The 16,278-nt window shown below is 72.8% G+C and carries 19 protein-coding genes; 7 read left to right on the top strand and 12 right to left on the bottom strand.

Annotated features, from left to right (window positions below; all coding sequences use genetic code 11):
• Window positions 1–73: 73 nt before the first annotated feature.
• Complete coding sequence (locus ACQPZA_RS06020; protein ID WP_433279114.1) at window positions 74–940, top strand: metallophosphoesterase; 867 nt, start codon at window positions 74–76, stop codon at window positions 938–940.
• Window positions 941–1,026: 86 nt separating this feature from the next.
• Here ACQPZA_RS06020 and ACQPZA_RS06015 read toward each other — a convergent pair whose 3' ends face one another.
• From ACQPZA_RS06015 to ACQPZA_RS06000, 4 genes are all read right to left on the bottom strand, one after another.
• Entirely contained in the window at window positions 1,027–1,656 is a 630-nt protein-coding gene (locus tag ACQPZA_RS06015) for a TetR/AcrR family transcriptional regulator (RefSeq protein ID WP_433279112.1), read from the bottom strand.
• A 92-nt stretch (window positions 1,657–1,748) separates the two neighbouring features.
• Complete coding sequence (locus tag ACQPZA_RS06010) at window positions 1,749–2,774, bottom strand: alpha-D-ribose 1-methylphosphonate 5-triphosphate diphosphatase (protein ID WP_433279110.1); 1,026 nt, start codon at window positions 2,772–2,774, stop codon at window positions 1,749–1,751.
• 169 nt (window positions 2,775–2,943) lie between these two features.
• Window positions 2,944–3,108, bottom strand: a complete 165-nt coding sequence (locus tag ACQPZA_RS06005; protein WP_433279108.1) for a hypothetical protein — start codon at window positions 3,106–3,108, stop codon at window positions 2,944–2,946.
• Window positions 3,109–3,158: 50 nt separating this feature from the next.
• The gene (locus ACQPZA_RS06000) at window positions 3,159–3,896 is read right to left on the bottom strand and encodes a GntR family transcriptional regulator (RefSeq protein WP_312858965.1); all 738 of its coding nucleotides are present in this window, start codon (window positions 3,894–3,896) and stop codon (window positions 3,159–3,161) included.
• A gap of 310 nt (window positions 3,897–4,206) precedes the next feature.
• Between ACQPZA_RS06000 and ACQPZA_RS05995 the strand changes: the two genes are divergently transcribed.
• Genes ACQPZA_RS05995 through ACQPZA_RS05980 form a run of 4 tightly spaced genes read left to right on the top strand, consistent with a single transcriptional unit; the run spans window position 4,207 to window position 6,527 of the window.
• Entirely contained in the window at window positions 4,207–4,395 is a 189-nt protein-coding gene (locus tag ACQPZA_RS05995; protein WP_433279106.1) for a hypothetical protein, read from the top strand.
• On the top strand, window positions 4,392–5,219 hold the full coding sequence (phnC, locus tag ACQPZA_RS05990; protein WP_433279104.1) for a phosphonate ABC transporter ATP-binding protein: 828 nt from the start codon (window positions 4,392–4,394) through the stop codon (window positions 5,217–5,219). The genes ACQPZA_RS05995 and phnC overlap by 4 nt, the downstream gene beginning before the upstream one ends.
• Complete coding sequence (locus ACQPZA_RS05985) at window positions 5,219–5,980, top strand: PhnE/PtxC family ABC transporter permease (RefSeq protein WP_433279102.1); 762 nt, start codon at window positions 5,219–5,221, stop codon at window positions 5,978–5,980. The genes phnC and ACQPZA_RS05985 overlap by 1 nt, the downstream gene beginning before the upstream one ends.
• Before the next feature lie 28 nt (window positions 5,981–6,008).
• Complete coding sequence (locus tag ACQPZA_RS05980; protein ID WP_433279100.1) at window positions 6,009–6,527, top strand: HD domain-containing protein; 519 nt, start codon at window positions 6,009–6,011, stop codon at window positions 6,525–6,527.
• Between the two features lie 6 nt (window positions 6,528–6,533).
• Here the strand turns inward: ACQPZA_RS05980 and ACQPZA_RS05975 are convergent, their stop codons facing one another.
• The 6 genes from ACQPZA_RS05975 to ACQPZA_RS05950 form a co-directional block, all read right to left on the bottom strand.
• Window positions 6,534–6,851 (bottom strand): hypothetical protein, encoded by a 318-nt coding sequence (locus ACQPZA_RS05975; RefSeq protein ID WP_169394695.1) that lies wholly within the window; start codon window positions 6,849–6,851, stop codon window positions 6,534–6,536.
• Window positions 6,848–7,372, bottom strand: coding sequence for a DUF3291 domain-containing protein (locus ACQPZA_RS05970; RefSeq protein WP_433279098.1), 525 nt, complete (start codon window positions 7,370–7,372; stop codon window positions 6,848–6,850). The genes ACQPZA_RS05975 and ACQPZA_RS05970 overlap by 4 nt, the downstream gene beginning before the upstream one ends.
• A 105-nt stretch (window positions 7,373–7,477) precedes the next feature.
• Window positions 7,478–8,236, bottom strand: coding sequence for a crotonase/enoyl-CoA hydratase family protein (locus ACQPZA_RS05965; RefSeq protein WP_433279096.1), 759 nt, complete (start codon window positions 8,234–8,236; stop codon window positions 7,478–7,480).
• 709 nt (window positions 8,237–8,945) lie between these two features.
• On the bottom strand, window positions 8,946–9,806 hold the full coding sequence (locus tag ACQPZA_RS05960) for an amino acid ABC transporter permease (RefSeq protein WP_433279094.1): 861 nt from the start codon (window positions 9,804–9,806) through the stop codon (window positions 8,946–8,948).
• 8 nt (window positions 9,807–9,814) lie between these two features.
• Window positions 9,815–10,462: an amino acid ABC transporter permease gene (locus tag ACQPZA_RS05955; protein WP_169394691.1), complete on the bottom strand. Its 648-nt coding sequence runs from the start codon at window positions 10,460–10,462 to the stop codon at window positions 9,815–9,817.
• 7 nt (window positions 10,463–10,469) lie between these two features.
• Window positions 10,470–11,408 carry a glutamate ABC transporter substrate-binding protein gene (locus ACQPZA_RS05950; protein WP_169394690.1) on the bottom strand — a complete coding sequence of 313 codons (939 nt, stop codon included), beginning with the start codon at window positions 11,406–11,408 and terminating at the stop codon, window positions 10,470–10,472.
• Window positions 11,409–11,545: 137 nt separating this feature from the next.
• Between ACQPZA_RS05950 and ACQPZA_RS05945 the strand changes: the two genes are divergently transcribed.
• Window positions 11,546–12,301, top strand: a complete 756-nt coding sequence (locus ACQPZA_RS05945) for an SDR family NAD(P)-dependent oxidoreductase (RefSeq protein WP_433279092.1) — start codon at window positions 11,546–11,548, stop codon at window positions 12,299–12,301.
• A 15-nt stretch (window positions 12,302–12,316) separates the two neighbouring features.
• Here ACQPZA_RS05945 and ACQPZA_RS05940 read toward each other — a convergent pair whose 3' ends face one another.
• Window positions 12,317–14,017, bottom strand: a complete 1,701-nt coding sequence (locus ACQPZA_RS05940) for a bifunctional metallophosphatase/5'-nucleotidase (protein ID WP_433279090.1) — start codon at window positions 14,015–14,017, stop codon at window positions 12,317–12,319.
• 253 nt (window positions 14,018–14,270) lie between these two features.
• On the opposite strand from ACQPZA_RS05940, the gene ACQPZA_RS05935 reads away from it, so the two are divergent.
• Window positions 14,271–14,897, top strand: coding sequence for a superoxide dismutase (locus tag ACQPZA_RS05935; protein ID WP_433279088.1), 627 nt, complete (start codon window positions 14,271–14,273; stop codon window positions 14,895–14,897).
• A gap of 42 nt (window positions 14,898–14,939) precedes the next feature.
• Here ACQPZA_RS05935 and ACQPZA_RS05930 read toward each other — a convergent pair whose 3' ends face one another.
• On the bottom strand, window positions 14,940–16,253 hold the full coding sequence (locus ACQPZA_RS05930; protein ID WP_433279086.1) for a hypothetical protein: 1,314 nt from the start codon (window positions 16,251–16,253) through the stop codon (window positions 14,940–14,942).
• Window positions 16,254–16,278 lie beyond the last annotated feature (25 nt).

The following is a 16,278-nucleotide window of genomic DNA, read 5'->3' as shown; positions in this document are numbered from 1 at the left end:
GCACGTGGCGGACGCCGGGAGTTCACCCGGAGTCGCTTGTCCCCGCTCGCCGGCGCGATCGAGGATCGACGCCGTGACGCCCGCGCCCGAGCACACGCTGATCCAGTTCACCGACCTGCATCTCGTGGCCGACGGCGTCCGCTACGCCATCGACCCGGCCGAAGCGCTCGCCCGCGCCCTGGCCGCGGTGGAGGAGTCGGGGGTGGCACCGAGCGCGTTGCTGTTCACCGGCGACCTCACCGACGAGGGCGAGCCCGCCGCCTACGAGCGGCTCCGCGCGCTCGTCGAGCCGGTGGCCGCACGCCTCGGGGCGCCCGCGCTGTTCGTCATGGGCAACCACGACGACCGCGCCGCACTGCGGACCCACCTGCTGGGCATCCGCCCCACCGGCGGACCGGCCGACACGGCCCCGCTCGACCACACGACCCGGATCGGCGACCTGCGGATCGTCGTGCTGGACAGCACCGTGCCCGGGCACGCCCACGGTGAGCTCACCCCGGACCAGCTCGCGTGGCTGGAGGCCGAGCTGACCGAGCCCGCGCCGGCCGGCACCGTGCTGGCGCTGCACCATCCGCCGCTGCCGTCACCGTCGCGGCTGTCCGCGGCCATCGAACTGCAGCGCCGCACCACCCTCGGAGCGGTCCTGTCCGGCACCGACGTGCGCATCGTGCTCGCCGGCCACACCCATCTCGTCAGCGCAGGCGCGGTGGCCGGCGTCCCGGTGTGGACCGGCGGGGCCACGTCGTACGTGTCCGACGCGCTCGTCCCGGCGGGCGAGGAGCGGGCGCTGAACGCACAGACGGTCAGCCGGATCGACCTGTTCGCCGACTGCGTCGTGGCCGCCGCCGTGCCCGTGGGCGCGGACCGTCGCGGCACCCTCTCCGCCGCCGAGGTGGAACAGCGGGTCGCAGAGCTCCGCTCCCGGACAGACGCCGCCTGACCCGCACTCCCGCGAGTCGCCCGTCCCCACCCCGCGAGTCGCCCGTCCCGGCCCCGCGAGTCGCCCGTTGCGCGCGTCCGGCGCGGTCAGCCAGCCGGGCGGCGGTACACCCCGTGCCACTGCGAGAGGGCGAGCTCCCGCGCGATCACCGCGTCAGCGCTCGGATCACCGCCCGCGACGTGCCGGGCGATCACCTGCGCACCGCCCACCGCGAGCGTCCAGCCCGCGACCGCCGGGTCGACGTCCGGCGCCAGCCGGCCGGCCTCCCGCTCCTCCTGCAGGCGCGCCACCGCCCGCTCGGCGAACCGGCTGATCTCCTCGGTCCAGTAGTCCCGCACGACCGTGTCGTAGGCGGCCGTCTCGCTGATCGCGGCGAGCACCGCGCCGTGGTCGCGGTAGTAGCGGATCATGCGCTCGAACAGCGCGGCGAGCCCGTCCGGGCCGCCGCCCGGTCCCGTCGGGCGCCAGTCCTCCCCGAGGTCGAACAACTGCTCCTTGAGCGACCCCGCGAGCCGCACCAGCAGCTCCGTCTTGTCGCGGAAGTAGAGGTAGAACGTCGAGCGCGCGATGCCCGCCTCGGTGGCGATGCGCTGCACGCCGAGCTCGGTGAACGGGACGCCCTCGACGAGCAGCTTCTCGGTGGCGGCCAGCACCTGGGCCTCGACGGCAGCGCGACGGTCGGGGCCCTGCGGGCGCGGACGCGTGATCGAGGGCACCCGCGGATCCTAGGACGACCGTGCACACCGGACGGCCACCGTGCACACGTCCTGACCTGTGCACGGTGGCCTCGGGGTGTGGGCGGTGCCGGTCAGGGCGTCTCCGCGCGCAGCACCGACCGGATCACCGGCCACGGTTCTCCCGGCTCGACCAGCACGAGGTCGGCCCGCATGCCGGCGCCGAGCCGGCCGCGGTCGGTGAGCCCCGCCACCTCCGCAGGCCCCGCTGTCACCAGCGCCACCGCGGCCGGCAGCGAGACCACGCCGCGCGCGGCGAGCAGGAACGCGGCCGGGAGGAGGCCGGACGGGAGGTAGTCCGACGCCAGCGCGGTGAGCAGGCCGCGGGCCGCGAGCTCGCCGCCCGACACGTTGCCGGCGTGCGACCGGCCACGCAGGACGTTGGGCGCACCGGCGACCACCGGCAGGCCCCGCTCCCGGGCCGCCGCCGCGGCCTCCAGGGTGGTCGGGAACTCGGCCACCGCCCCGCCCCTCGCCACCAGGTCGTCGATCTCCGCGGCGCTCGCCGGGTCGTGCCCGAGCAGCCGGATCGCTCCCGACCGCGCGAGCCCACCCAGCCAGTCGAGGGCCTCCGCGCGGATCGGCAGCCGGTCGTCCCGCTCGATGATCAGCCGGTCCACGTGGTCGCGCGCCTCGCCGTCGGACAGACCCCGGGTGCCCGCCACGTACCGCTCGTAGTGGCTCCGGTCGGCGTACTGCCCCTGCCCCGGGGTGTGGTCCTCGTGGGAGACCAGCGCCGGCACGTCCCCCGGGGACGCGCCGGCGAGCCGCTCCCGCAGCGCGGCCAGCCCTTCCGGGGAGCGGACGTCGAGGCGGTGCAGGATGCGGTGGTCGACGGCCGCGACGCCGCGCTCCGCGACGGCGGCGCACAGCTCGCGCGTGGTCGCGACCGTGCGGACGGTGGACGGTGAGGTGCCCTCCTCGAACGACGCGCCGTGGAACACCGTGGTGACCCCGGCAGCGCGCAGCTTGCCCTCGAAGGACAGGATCGCGAACTCCCACGGCAGCCGCGCACCCGGCCGGGGCAGCACCTCCCGTTCCAGGCCGTCGGAGTGCACGTCCACCACGCAGGGGACGCACAGCAGGCCGGCCCCGTCCACATCGGCCTCCGACCCGGGCGGATGCGGCCGACCTCGGCGATCCGCCCGTCCCGGACGGCGACGCGGGCGTCGTCGACGACCCGGTCCGGCAGGACGGCCCGGACATGGCCCAGCACGTAGTCGAGCGGGGGCGCGCCGAGCGTCCACCGCACCGCGGTACCGGCGTGGCTCATGCCGCGCTCCCGAGCAGCTCAGGGGCAGCACCGTGGCGGTGGGCCCGGCCCGCACCCAGTTCGACGAGGCGGTCGGCGAGCCTGCGCATCGCGTCGGCGTCGTGGGCCACGAGCTCGGCACTGCCCGCCAGCGCGAGCAGCCCGGCGCGTCTCTCGCGCACCCCCTCCTGTGCCTGTCGTGATGTCGTGTCCTGCGTCGTGCTCCTACCGCTCATCCCCGTCCTTCCCCGAGCTCCACGACCACGCGGAGCGCGTCCGCGCGCATCCATGAACTGCTGCACATCACCGGGAGGCCGGTCTCGGCGTCCCGGCTGAGGCTCTCCACGAGCCACACAGGAGCTGTCGACTCCATCCGCAGGCCCACGATCACGTCGACAGGTGGCACGTCGAGGCTCACCCGGCTCCACGACCGCACCGGCTGGACCCGTCCGACCTGGCGCAGGACCAGGTCGACGGACTCGGCCGCGTGCAACGCCGCGCCCAGCTCCGGGACGGTCGCGACCGGGATCCACTCGTGCGACGTGGCCGCCAGCAGGTCGTCGATGTAGGACTGGCGGCGCAACCGGTGCGCAGGCGTGCCGAGCGGCAGGTCGAGCAGGGCCGCCGGCTCCTCCGGCAGGGCCACCACGTCGACACCGAGAACCACCGTGCGCGGCTGTGCCCCCGCGGCGGCGATCGTCTCGTGCCATGACGGACGCCGGTCGTGGGAGATGACGTAGTCGATCCGCCGGTTGACGAAGGTGCCCGCGCCCTGGATCCGGCGTACCAGTAACCGCCGCTCCAGTTCCTGCAGCGCCGCCCGTGCCGCGGCTCTGCCGACTCCGAACCGCAGAGTGATGTCGTGCTCCCCGGCGACGCGGGCTCCTGTCGGCAGGTCGGCCAGCTCGGTCGCGAGCTGCTCGGCGATGTCCAGGTAGCGCGTTCCGCGCGAGGTGATGGTCGTGCCCACGTTCACGTCCCTTCCGAGGTGACGTTCCGCGACCCGACGCTGCCCCGCCGACTTGTCCGGACAACTCCACGAGCGCGAACGGCAGGAGGTCGCTGGGTGAACCCCACCGGCTGTTGTCGAGATCAGGTGGGCAAAGGGGACACCAGCCGGGAGTTGAGCGGACATGACAACGGAACCGTTGCCGCGCGTTCAGCCTCCGGCCACCCGGGGGACCGGCCGTCAGCATCGCTGACTCGGAGCCTCGGTCGTGATGTCGGACAGCCGGACGGTCCGACGCATCACGCACCTGGACAGGGAGACCCGACCTGGTATGAACCGCACTCTCCGCTGCGTGCTCCCCGAGGACTCGATGGTCGACACGACGCTCATCCAGAAGGGCCAGCTGAAGCCCGGGCAGATCACCACCGCGCTGAAGTCACCGGTGAACAACGCCTTCTACGACCCGATCCGCAAGGTCTGTGACGAGACCAAGAACAAGAACTGCACCTCGGCGTCGTGACGGTCAGGGACAGCACCAACGGCAGCACGCGACGCGCGGCCACCCCGCCGGTGGTGGAGTTCGCCGGGGTCACGAAACAGTTCGGTCCGGACGTGCTCGGTCTCGACGACGTCTCCCTGACGGTGCACGCGGGTGAGGTCGTGGTCCTGCTCGGCCTGTCGGGCTCGGGGAAGTCGACCCTGCTGCGCCACGTCGACGGCCTGCATCTGCCCACATCAGGCAGCGTGCGGGTGCTCGGCGTGGACGTCGGCTCGGCCCGCGGGGGTGCCCTGCGAGGGCTGCGGCGCCGCATCGGCTTCGTCTTCCAGCAGTTCGACCTGGTGGGCAGTCGCACGGTCCTCGAGAACGTCTGCACCGGCGCACTCGGTCGCCTCCGTGGGCCCCGCCTCGGCCTGCCGACGTACCCGAGGGCGTTGCGCCGCGAGGCGCTGGAACACCTCGACCGGGTGGGGCTGGCCGACCGGGCGTTCCAGCGGGCGGACACCCTGTCCGGCGGGCAGCAGCAGCGGGTGGCGGTGGCCCGTGCGCTGATGCAGCGGCCCGAGGTGCTGCTGGCCGACGAGCCGGTGGCGTCGCTGGACCCCGAGTCGTCCGAGCAGGTGATGACCCTGCTCAAGACGATCAGCCGGGAGAACTCGCTCACGGTGGTGTGCAGCCTGCACCAGGTGGATCTCGCCCTCGGCTGGGGCGACCGGATCATCGGCCTGCGGACCGGCCGCACCGTGCTCGACCTGCCGACCACGGGGCTGGACCGCGACCAGGTGATGGCGGTGTACTCCCGCGTCGGTGCCGATGCGAGCGCGCTGCTGGCGACCGCAGGCTGATGGCCGTCCGCGCGCCGTCGGCCCCGGCGCCCCGCCCGCCGGCGCGCGAGCGGCTCGCCACGCGACCGTTGGCGGGGACGGCGGCCGCGGTGCTCGTGCTGCTCGCGTTGCTGGCCGCGGCGCTGTGGTCGTTCGCCGAGCTGCGCATCAACGTCGCGACGTTCGTCGACGGCTCGCACCAGGCGGTGGCGTTCGTCCGCCGGACGCTGCCGCTGGACTTCCCGCCGCTGCTGGGGACCCTCCGGCTCTGCGGGCAGACCCTCGGCATCGTCATCCTCGCCACGCCTGCTCCCGACGATCCTGTCGATGCCGTCATCCTGCTGATCCGGAGCATCCCTGAGCTGATTCTCGCGATCGTCTTCGTGGTGATCACCGGACTCGGCGAGGTCGCCGGGGCGGTCGCGCTCGCCGTCGGCGCCGTGGGGTTGCTCGGCAAGCTGGTGGCGGACTCGCTGGAGGAGATCGACGCCGGGCCGGAGCGGGCACTGCAGGCCACCGGCGGGTCGCGGTGGCAGGTGTTCTTCGCGGCGAGCCTCCCGGCAGGCGCCCGTGCGCTCGTGGCCCACGTGCTCCACCTGCTCGACACGAACATCCGCGCGGCCACGCTGCTCGGCATCGTCGGCGCGGGCGGGATCGGCTACTACCTGCTCAGCGCCTCACGCGTGCTGGAGTTCGGCGTCGTCACCACGATCCTGATCATGATCTTCGCCGCCGTGATGCTGGTCGAGCTGCTGGCGATCTGGCTGCGCGACCGGTTCTGACCACCCGTTACCGAGAAAGGCGCTCTCCATGACCACCCGCGACACCATGCGCATCGATCTGCTGGCGATGGCCGACCTCCCCTACGACGGCGAGGACGTGGACCAGCTCGCCCACGCCCTGCAGGCCGGCACGCTCGCCGTGGCGGCGGGCAGCCGTCCCGCGCTGGTGGCCGCCGCGTTGCTGCACGACGTCGGCAGGCTGCCGCACGTGGAGGCCACGTTGCCGCAGGCCCCGCACGAGCGGGCGGGCGCCGCGTACGTCACCGGCCTGCTGGGTGCCGAGGCCGGCTGGCTGGTCGGGTCGCACGTGCTGGCCAAGCGGGCCCTGGTGGCCACCGACCCCGACTACCTCGCCCTGCTCTCCCCCACCTCGGTGCGCACGCTCGCCGAGCAGGGCGGCCCCGCGAGCGGGGGCGAGGTGGAGCGTTTCCTGCGCCACCGGCTGGCCGCCGACGCGATGGACCTGCGGCGGTGGGACGACCGGGCCAAGGACCCGGCCGCCCGTCCGCTGCCGATCGAGCAGCTGTTGGACGCCGCGCTCGGCTGAGCCCGCTCAGGGCCGGACGCGCACCACGACCTCGGCGTCGGTGACCCGCTCGACACCGACCGTGAAGCCCTCGGCCTGGGTCTCCCCGCCCACCGGTACTGCGATCTGCTGCCCGGCGACCTCCAGCTGCGCGGTGCCCCCTTCGACGCCGACGACCCTGGCCTCGATGCCCAGCACCGACACGGCGGCGGCACCGCTGCGCGGGAAGGTGATCGTGCAGCCGTCGAGCCCGCAGTCGGTCTGCGAACCCTCGCCCCCACATCCGGCAACGAAGACAAGCGCGATCAGGGCGGTCAGGACGGGCGCGGTCGCGCGACGGGTCATGATCCGATCGTACGGGCCCAGTGGTCCGTTTTGTCCGGTACCCGGGCCGGTCCACCCCGACGGGCGGCGCGCACCGGCCTGCCGTCGACGGTGAACCGCCTGCGGAGCGAGAAGGCCCGCGCCGACGGGCCGTGGTCGCGGAGATGGCGCAGGCGCCGGAGGGCGTCGTCCACGGTGGGCTCGGAGCCGGCCGGCACCCACCACAGCGCCGTGGAGGGCTGCGGGGTGGGGTCGAACCAGCGCGACCGTCGCTTGAGGTAGCCCGCGTGCGGGCTGCGGTAGACGAACTGGTGCAGCGCGTCGTAGTCCCGCCACACCGTCAGGTTGACGAAAATCGGGCCGCCCGTCTCGGGCTGCACACACACGCCGTGGACGCCGTCCGAGGTCAGCCGCCAGACGAACCCGGGAGCGACCGCGGCCAACCGCTCGACCGGCCCGAGCGCCGCCACGAACTCCCGCATCGACGGGTCGTCCAGGGGTCGTCGCAACCGCGCGACGTTGACCTGGGCGAGCTGATGCACCGGCGGAGAATAAGGCGCCCCGCAGCGCCCCGCCAGGTTCAGGAAAGCCACTTTCCTGCCCTGAGCGTTCTGCAAAGTGGCTTTCCTGAACCTCGGGCGCCCGCGTCACGTCCCGTGGCGGCCGGCTCCGTTCGTGAACCGGGCGGCTCCGTCGAGCGCGTCGGCGGCCAGCGACACCTGGCCGTGGGCGAACTCCACGGCGAGCGCATCGGCCTCCGACAGCCCCTCCTGGTCGAGCACGGACAGCCGGTCGTGCCGCAGGCACGGCTGCGGGAGCCCGGCCAGCTGCGCCGCGAGCTCCTGGGCGGCCGCGAGAGCCTCCCCCGCCGCCACGACGCGGTTGGCCAGCCCGATCGCCAACGCCTCCTCCGCATCGACCGGCCGCCCGGTGAGGATCAGGTCCATCGCGCGGCTGGTGCCGATCAGCCGGGGCAGCCGCACCGTCCCGCCGTCGATCAGCGGGACGCCCCAGCGGCGGCAGAAGACGCCGAACACCGCGGTCTCGTCGGCGACCCGCAGGTCACACCACAGAGCCAGCTCCAGCCCACCCGCGACGGCGTAGCCGGACACCGCGGCGATCACCGGCTTCGACAGCCGCAACCGGGTCGGCCCCATCGGGCCGTCGCCGTCGGGGGCGACGCGGTTGCCGCGCTCGGTGCCCACGGCCGTCAGGTCCGCGCCTGCGCAGAAGACGCCACCCTCGCCGTGGAGCACGGCGACCGCGGCCTCGTCGTCGGCGTCGAAGGCGCGGAACGCGTCGGCGAGTGCGGCGGCGGTGGCCCCGTCCACGGCGTTGCGGCGGGCGGGGCGGTGCAGGAACACCGTGGTGACCGGACCCGTGCGCTCCACCCGGACCGCGGTCACGACCTCCCCCACAGCGGGTCGCGCAACGCCCGGCGCATCAGATCCACGGCCGGCATCCGGACCTCCTCCTCGTCGAGGCGTCAGAACCTCTCTGTCGCATGATCAGTAGAGCTCACCTGCGGTCGGCGGAGAAGCACCGCCGCAGCATGGCCCGACAGGCACCGGGCATCGGACCCAACGGGCGGCTCCGATGCCAGCAGGCACGCGAGCCCCAACCGGGTGAACATGGTCTCGCGAGCGAACGGGCCCGATGGGCCGGAGAGACGGGGACGCCGACCGAGCCGACGTCGTTCCGGCCGGCTGTGCCGGCGCCGGGAACCCCGAGCCTGCGGTCGATCATGGTGGCCCGATAAGTGCTGGTCAGAGCAGCATCGAGCCGGCTTGCGGACAGCTGGGCGGCCCGGTTTTCCCGCCCTGTCCGGCAGGCGGACAGCCGCGGAGCCGCGCACCTCGTCGCTGCGGGCACCGACCGGGAAGCCTGACAACTGTCCAGGTTTCCCGTAGGCCGCGGTTAACGGTTCGATGCCGTCCTGCGAGCCCTGAGAGAACCGCTCGGCGCCAATCCCCCCGGGAGCCGAGCGGCCAGTCACGGTCCCGCTGGACTTCGGTCCGGCGGGACCGTGGCGCATCAGCCCGCAGCCGTTGCAGCAAAGCCACGTTCACGCAACCTGCTGGCATGAAAGTGGCTTTGCTGCTATGTGCCGGGCGGTCACGCCATCGTCGGCGGCGCGGCTCCGGCGGGTTCGGCCCGGGCGACGTTGCGGCGCACGCGGGTGCCGAGCCGGCGCTCCAGCCACACGGCCAGCCGTGACAGAGCCACGTTCACGACGACGTAGATCGCGGCGACGATGAGGTAGGTCTGGATCAGCAGGTGGGTGTAGACGGTGAGGTTGTTGCCCTGCTTCATCAGCTCCGGGTAGCTGACGACGTAGCCGAGCGTGGAGTCCTTCAGCAGCGCGACGAGCTGGGTGACCAGCGTCGGGATCACCAGCCGGACGGCCTGCGGAAGGATCACCGTGCGCATGGCGGTGCCCTCGCGCAGCCCGATCGCGGCGGCGGCCTCGTACTGCCCGCGGTCCACCGCCAGGATCCCGGCCCGGAAGATCTCGGCCAGCACCGCGACGTTGACCAGGACGATCGGCACCACCAGCTTCCAGAGGATCGGGAGGTTGATCCCGAACCGGGGAAGCGCCAGCAGGAAGGCGTAGATCAGCAGCAGCAGCGGGATGCCCCGGAACAGCTCGATGTAGCCGATGGCCGGCCAGCGCAGGATCCGCCGCTTCGAGAGCCTGCCGAGCGCGAGGACCACGCCGAGCGGGAAGGAGATCACCGCGGCCAGCGCGGTCGCGACGATCGTCCCGACGATCCCCTGCCAGAGGAACCACAGGTAGGACACCTGGACGAACGGGGCCCACCGGCTGAGCCCGAGCTGGCCGTTGCGGCCGAACTGCCACAGCGCCAGCGCGAGCAGCGCGGCGATCACGATCAGCCCCAGCACCGTGAACAGCCGGATCCGGGCCCGGCCGCGGGGTCCCGGTTCGTCGAACAGCACCCGTGCGGGCTCGCCCACGACCGTTCTCACCGGGACCGCACCGACAGCCGCCGTTCCAGGGCGCCCCCGACCAGGCCGCCGAGCAGCGCGATCGCCAGGTACATGGCGCCGCTCACCAGGAACAGCACCACCGCCTGCGCCGACTGGAGGTTGAGCACCTGCGTGCGGTTGGTCAGCTCGCTCACCCCCACGGCCGCGGCGAGCGACGACCCGAGCGCGATCCCGATGAAGATGTTGACCAGCGGCTGCACCATCGTCCGGAATGCGGGCGGCAGGATCACGTGCAGCAGCGTCTGGGTGAAGGTGAGACCGAGCGACCGGGCGGCCTCGGCCTGCCCGACCGCCACCGTGTTGATCCCGCCGCGCACCGCCTCGCAGACGAACGCGGCGCCGAACGCCGCCAGGCAGACCGCCGCCGACGTGAACAGCGAGAAGGTCAGGCCGATGTCGGGGAGCCCGAACACGAACAGCACGAGCAGGCTGAGCAGCGGCATGTTGCGCAGCACCTCGACGTAGACGGTGCCCGCCACCCGCAGCGGCGGGATCGGGCTCACCCGGAACACTGCCAGCACGGTGCCCAGCAGGAGCGCGCCGGCGAACCCGAGCGCGGTCAGTTCGAGGGTGACCAGCAGTCCGCCGAGCAGGAAGCCGATGTTGTCGGTGACGACCTGCACCGCGTGCTCAGGAGCCCTCGACGGAGCCGATCGCCGGCGGGGCGGGCGGATCGCCACTGACGACCGTGCCGATGGTGGCCTTCCACAGGTTCGCCCAGCTGCCGTCGGCGTAGATCGCCTCGAGCCAGTCGTTGACGAAGGCCTTGGCCGTGGGGTCGTTGAGCGGTAGCCCGATGCCGTAGGGCTCGGTGCTGAACGGCTCCCCGACGACCTTCACGGCGGGGTTGGTGCTGGCGTCGGAGATCAGGATCCCCTGGTCGATGACGTACGCGTCGGCGCGGCCCTGCTGCACGGCGGCCACGCACTGGGCGTCCTCCTGGAACAGCAGGACGTTGGCCCCCGGAGCGGCTTTCTGCAGTGCGAGCACGGCGGTGGAGTTCGCCTGGGTCGCCACCGTCCTGCCGTTGAGGTCGGCGGCGGTGCGGATGGTCGTGTTGTCGGCCTTCACCATGATCGCGTCGCCCGAGGAGTAGTACGGACCCGCGAAGGCCACCTTGGCCGCGCGCTGCGGAGTGATCGTGTACGTGGCGAAGACGGCGTCCACCGTGCCGTTCTCGAGCAGGGTCTCGCGGGTGTCCACGGTGGTGATGGTGAGCGCCGTGTTGTCGGTGGGCTTGCCGGTGATGTAGTGCGCCAGCATCTGCGACAGGCCGGCGTCGAAGCCCGTGACCTTGCCGGTGGCGGGGTCCTTCAGGGAGAACAGCGGCCCGGCGTCGGTACCGCCGACGTTCAGGGTGCCGCGCTGCCTGACCTTGTCGGCCCACGATCCCGGGGTGATCGCCGCCGGGTCGGCCACCGGTGAGGCGGCGATGACGGCGTCGTAGCGGCTGGTGTCGGCCGAGCCCGGCAGCGGGGGCGCCGTGCCCGAGTCGGCACAGGACGCGAGCGCGACCATGAACGTCACGGTCGCGAGCGCAGCGAGAAACCGACGGATCGTGGTGCGCATCAGCCGTCCACCCCCAGACGAAGCCGTTCGGGGGAGCGTAATCGTCCGCGAGGTGACCGGCAGGGCGTTCGGAGATCTCCACCCTGGTCGTACCGTCGACGTCCGGGGGCTCGTCAGGACGACCCAGGAGGACGTACGTGGCCGACAGCGGCATCGACACGGTTCTGCGCGATCGGGTGGCCCTGGTCACCGGAGCGTCCGGTGGCATCGGCCAGGCGCTCGCCCGGCGGCTCGCCGAGAGCGGCACCGATCTCCTGCTCACCTACAGCGGACACGCCGCCGAGGCCGAGCAGGCGGCGGACCACGCGCGCACGCTCGGCCGCCGCGCCGCGGTGATGCAGGCCGACTTCGCCGACCCCGCCACCCCGGCCCGGGTCGTCGACGCGGCCACCGAACGGCTGGGCGGCCTCGACGTGCTGGTCGCCGCGGCGGGCGCCGGCACGCAGACGTCGTGGGAGGACGTCGACGGGCCGCTGTGGGACGAGACCATGACCGTCAACGTCCGGGCACCGTTCTTCCTCGCCCAGCGGGCGCTGCCCCGGATGATCGAGCGCGGGTTCGGCCGGATCCTGCTGTTCTCCTCGGTGGCCGCGCTGACCGGTGGGGTGATCGGGCCGCACTACGCCGCGAGCAAGGCGGCCCTGCATGGCCTCACCCACCATCTCGCGGCGCGCGTCGCCGGGTCGGGGGTGACCGTCAACGCGATCGCCCCGGCCCTGATCGCCGGCACGCGGATGCTGCCGTTCGGACCGGACGACCCGGTGCCCCCGAACATCCGGGTCGGCCGCCTGGGCACCACCGAGGAGGTGGCCGACCTCTCGCTCGCCATGCTCCGCAACGGCTACCTGACCGGCAAGGTCATCGCCCTCGACGGCGGGTCGTACCCGACCTGAGGTGCCTGAGGGGCCTCACGCCACCGTGATCCGGTCGGTGGCGGGCGGCGCCACCGGGCCCACCTCGGTGAGGTAGGCGGCGAAGCCGTCGATGTCGAGGCCGCCGACCACCCGGTTGGTGCCCTGGGTGAGCACCGAGAAGCCGTCGCCGCCGTCGGCGAGGAAGCTGTTGACGGTGATCCGGTAGGTGGCCGCGGGGTCGACGGGCGTGCCGCCGATGCTGAGTGCTCCGACGCGGGTGCCCGAGCAGGGGTCGGCCGCGGTGCCCACCGCGCCGTTCGGGTCGACGGTGTAGGCCACCGAGGCCGAGGGCTGCAGCGTGCGCTCGGTGACGAACTGCTGCTCCAGCAGGCAGTCGAGCTGCGCGCCGGTGAGGTCCACCGTGGTCAGGTAGTTGTTGAAGGGCTGGACGGTGAACGCCTCCTCGTAGGTGACGGGGCCGGCGTCCAGGTCGGCGCGCACGCCACCGGGGTTCATGAACGCGGCCACCGCGCCCTGCTCCTGGTCGGTGGCCGCGAGCTGGGCGTCGGCGATGAGGTTGCCGAGCGACGACTCCCCGGCCAGCGACCCCACGAGCGGTTCCTGTGCGCGGGTGACGGCTGCGGTGGTCTCGCCGACCTGCCGCGAGGCGATCGGGCCGAGCAGCGTGCGGTAGCGCGCGATCAGCGCGGTCTCGGCCGGCTCGGCGGGCACGTCGCGCCCGACCACGACGTTGGTGGCCGTGGCGGTGAGCACGTTGCCGGTGGCGGGGTCGATCTGCAGGTCGATGTCGGTGACCAGCCGGCCGAACGAGCTGGCGCTGGTGACGACCTTGCCGCCGATCACGCAGTTGTAGGCCTGGTGGGTGTGGCCGCTGACGACCACGTCGATCGCCGGGGAGAAGCCCTCGGCGATGGGCACGATCGGGCCCTGCAGGCCGGTGCAGTCGTTGATCCCGGCGTTGGCGGCCTGCGTGCCGCCCTCGTGCAGGAGCACCACGATCGCCTCGACGCCCTGCTTCTGCAGCTCGGCCGCGTACCGGTTGCCCGTCTCGATCTCGTCGCGGAACTCCAGCCCGGCCACGCCGGACTGCGTCACGATGTCGGGGGTGCCCTCCAGGGTCATGCCGATGAACCCGATGCGCACGCCCGCCACCTCCTTGACCGCGTACGGCGCCAGCAGTGGCTCGCCGGTGTCGGTGACGAACGCGTTGGCCGAGAGGTACTGGAACTCCGCGCCCTTGTAGGGCTGGTCCGGGTCGGCGCAGCCGTCGGCGTGGCAGCCGCCGTTCTGGATGCGCAGCAGCTCGTCGGCACCCTCGTCGAACTCGTGGTTGCCCACGCTCGCGAGGTCGAGCCCGGCCAGCCCGAGTGCCTCGATCGACGGCTCGTCGTGGAACGCGGCCGACAGCAGCGGGGACGCGCCGATCAGGTCGCCTGCGGCCACCGTGATCGTGTTCTCCTGCTGCACCTGGCCTGCGAGCTGCGCGAGCTGGGTGGCGAGGTACTCGACGCCACCTGCGGGCGCCCCGGCGATCGTCCCGCTGGATCCCGACGGCGGTTCGAGGTTGCCGTGGAAGTCGTTGAGCGCCAGCAGCTGGACCGCGACCGGCGCGCCGGCAGCGCCGTCACCCGGACCGTCACCCCCACCGGTGGTGGCGGCGGTCAGGGTGGCGGCGAGCACGACGCTCGCCCCCACGAGGACCGCCCGCCGGACCGGAGCGGAAGTGCGAGGCATGCGAGGTCCTCCCCCTGTCGTTCACAGATGCGACGCAACGCCACAACGGGATCATGCTCGCACGATCGGATGAACGGCACAGGAAGATCGGGTCACAGCTACTCGCGGGACCCGACACCTCTGGCGTCGGGCCCCGCGGCCGATCCCGAGTCGAGCTGCCAGAACGACCACCGGAACGGAGAACCTCACACTGCCACCCGGCTCTCCCTGTTGCAAGATACTGGCGACTGCACATCATCAGCAGAGGAGAACCATGGCCGAGTACACGCTTCCCGACCTCCCCTACGACTACGGCGCACTGGCGCCCCACATCGCGGGCGAGATCATGGAGCTGCACCACAGCAAGCACCACCAGACCTACGTCAACGGGCTGAACGACGCCCTCGAGAAGCTCGCCGCGGCCCGGGAGTCCGGCGACTTCGGCGCGATCGTCGGGCTGGAGAAGTCGCTCGCGTTCAACCTCGGCGGCCACATCAACCACTCGGTGTTCTGGCACAACCTGTCCCCCGACGGCGGCGGCAAGCCGACCGGCGAGCTGGCCGCCGCCATCGACGAGCAGTTCGGCTCCTTCGACGGGTTCCAGGCCCAGTTCACCGCAACGGCGACCACGATCCAGGGCTCCGGCTGGGCCGTACTCGCCTGGGACGCGCTGGGCAGCCGGCTGCACATCGTGCAGCTGTACGACCAGCAGGGCAACGTGCCGATCGGGCTCGTCCCCGTGGTCATGCTCGACATGTGGGAGCACGCGTTCTACCTGCAGTACAAGAACGTGAAGCCGGACTACGTAAAGGCGTGGTGGAACGTCGTGAACTGGGCGGACGCGCAGGCCCGTTTCGACGCTGCCCGCACGCAGACCACCGGGCTGATCGTCCCCGCCTGACCACCGGCTGCTCCGTGCCGCACCGCACGGAGCAGCTCCGGGTCAGCCGTCCGCGAGCCCGGCCGCCGTGACGGCGGCCCAGGCGATCTCGGGCTTGCGGATGTCGCTGTGGGCACCGGCGAACCACGACAGCTGCCGGTTCACGACGTGCGTCGCGTCGAGGCGGTAGAACGTGCCGGCCTTCCACCCGTAGGGCGTGCCGGGCGGTTCGAGGCGCTGGTCGACGGTACGGGCCTGCTGGAAGGCGTCGAACCCCATCCCGCCCCACCGGTAGCCGGGGACGGCGGCAGCCTGGTCGTCATCCCGCGAGAGGCGGCTGGCGTTCGGGTACCACCAGCCCACGGCGCGGTCGGCTGCCGTGAAGGTGGCGAGCAGCGGTCCGTCGACGCGATCGGCGACGCCGGCCAGCGCACCGCGGCGGGCGCCGTCGATCGGCATCGGATCGGCGAAGGAGAAGTGGCTGAACGCACCCTGCACGAGCAGCAGTGACCGAACCGGAGTCGCCGGCCCGGCGGGCAGCCCGAGCAGGGAGAACGCCACCAGCCGGGCGCCGAAGCTGTGCCCGACCAGGTGGACCCGCAGATCCGGCCGCAGCCCCTGCAGCCGGGCCAGCAGCGGGCCGAGGCCCCGCCGGCCGATCGTTCCCGCGCGGTTCTTCATCTCGTAGTAGCTGAGCACGCGGACCAGCTCCCGGGCGCCGTCCCAGAGCGTGTCGAACACTCCGAGGCCCTGCGCGTCCCCGGCACGCGGGGCGAGCCCGGACAGCGCGTCCAGCACCACCGCGGTCGGCTCGCTGCATGCCGCTACCTCCCCGGCGTCCTCCGGCGCGTCGTTCGGGGTGGTGACGAGCCCGGTGGCCAGGCGGTGCAGCTCCGCCAGGCGCCCGGCGTCCTGCGGCCGTGTGTCGAGGAGCTGCCCGATCCGGGCCAGCTCGGAATGTCGGCTGGGGAACGCGGGCGACAGGGCGACCGCGAGTTCGGCCCCGGTGGACGGCTCGCCGGGCGGGAGGCGGACCGGCGGCGGGCCCTCGGCGCCCTGCGCGTCCCCGGGGTTCGTGACGACGGGACCGTCGGCGGCAGGCTCGTCCTCGGGGAAGAGGAGTGACGGCCACAGGACCGTGACGAGGCCGGTGGAGAGCCGCCGCGAGGGTGCGAGCTCGGCGACGACCATCTCGAACAGGCCGTTGCCGAGGTCACGGGCACTGCTCTCCGAGGTGTTCCACCCGTGGCTGAACACCACCAGGTCGGTGACCGGCCCCGGACCGATCTCGGCGGCGAGGCCGTCGTCGGTGAGCACACGGCCGTCCTTCTCGAACCTGATCTCCCAGCGCCGGCAACCGCCGATCGGACTGGCCATCTGCGTGTCCTTTCAGATCTGTCTC

Origin of the sequence: Pseudonocardia xinjiangensis (genome assembly GCF_050948425.1) — a bacterium.
Taxonomy (GTDB): Bacteria; Actinomycetota; Actinomycetes; order Mycobacteriales; family Pseudonocardiaceae; genus Pseudonocardia; species Pseudonocardia xinjiangensis.
This window is presented reverse-complemented; position numbering and strand designations above follow the sequence as displayed.

Excerpts from the sequence above, each read along its gene's own strand:
- ACQPZA_RS05995 (WP_433279106.1), top strand. The coding sequence starts at position 4,207 with ATGAACCGCACTCTCCGCTGCGTGCTCCCCGAGGACTCGATGGTCGAC.
- ACQPZA_RS05985 (WP_433279102.1), top strand. The coding sequence starts at position 5,219 with ATGGCCGTCCGCGCGCCGTCGGCCCCGGCGCCCCGCCCGCCGGCGCGC.
- ACQPZA_RS05980 (WP_433279100.1), top strand. The coding sequence starts at position 6,009 with ATGACCACCCGCGACACCATGCGCATCGATCTGCTGGCGATGGCCGAC.
- ACQPZA_RS05975 (WP_169394695.1), bottom strand. The coding sequence starts at position 6,851 with ATGACCCGTCGCGCGACCGCGCCCGTCCTGACCGCCCTGATCGCGCTT.
- ACQPZA_RS05950 (WP_169394690.1), bottom strand. The coding sequence starts at position 11,408 with ATGCGCACCACGATCCGTCGGTTTCTCGCTGCGCTCGCGACCGTGACG.
- ACQPZA_RS05940 (WP_433279090.1), bottom strand. The coding sequence starts at position 14,017 with ATGCCTCGCACTTCCGCTCCGGTCCGGCGGGCGGTCCTCGTGGGGGCG.
- ACQPZA_RS05935 (WP_433279088.1), top strand. The coding sequence starts at position 14,271 with ATGGCCGAGTACACGCTTCCCGACCTCCCCTACGACTACGGCGCACTG.
- ACQPZA_RS05930 (WP_433279086.1), bottom strand. The coding sequence starts at position 16,253 with ATGGCCAGTCCGATCGGCGGTTGCCGGCGCTGGGAGATCAGGTTCGAG.